Source organism: Pseudomonas kitaguniensis (assembly GCF_009296165.1).
Lineage (GTDB): Bacteria > Pseudomonadota > Gammaproteobacteria > Pseudomonadales > Pseudomonadaceae > Aquipseudomonas > Aquipseudomonas kitaguniensis.
In genome coordinates this window covers 1-641 of record NZ_VUAZ01000259.1, presented here as the reverse complement: position 1 = coordinate 641, position 641 = coordinate 1, and the positions used below count along the sequence as shown (strand labels likewise).

Annotated in this window: 1 pseudogene; it reads left to right on the top strand. The window is 59.3% G+C overall.

The annotated features are described in order from the left end of the window. Nucleotides 1-469: pseudogene (locus F0169_RS27250) on the top strand (beta-(1-3)-glucosyl transferase); the annotation flags it as partial. Nucleotides 470-641 lie beyond the last annotated feature (172 nt).

Here is a 641-nt window from a genome sequence, read left to right as displayed (position 1 = left end):
CCACCCGTGTCGACCCGCCGCTGCTGATTTTCGCGATTCCGCCGCTGGCGTTGTTCGTGTTCAAGGTGGGCAAGATCATCTTCCTCTACCGTCGTGCGATGGGCGTGAACCTTAAGGACGCGTTCTGCGCAGCACTGGCCGGGTTGGCGTTGTCGCACACCATCGCGAAAGCGGTGTTGTATGGCTTCTTCACCACCAGTATTCCGTTCTTTCGTACACCTAAAAATGCGGATAACCACGGCTTCTGGGTCGCGATTTCCGAAGCCGCGAAGAAATGTTCATCATGCTGCTGTTGTGGGGCGCGGCGCTGGGGATTTACCTGGTGCAAGGCCTGCCGAGCAATGACATGCGCTTCTGGGTGGTGATGCTGCTGGTGCAATCGCTGCCGTACGTGGCGGCGTTGATCATGGCGTTCCTCTCGTCGCTGCCAAAACCTGCGGTGAAGGCTCAGCCGGTAACGGCCGTGTAAAAACTTGCGCAATGCACTAAACGGCGGCCTCTGGTCGCCGTTTTGCTATAAGATAACGGCCGTTTTGCAAGACTTGGCCTAGCCCTGCTTCCTGTGGGAGCTGGCTTGCCTGCGATGGCATCGCCGCGGCGTACCTGCCAGACCGCGGCGTCTGCATCGCAGGCAAGCCAGC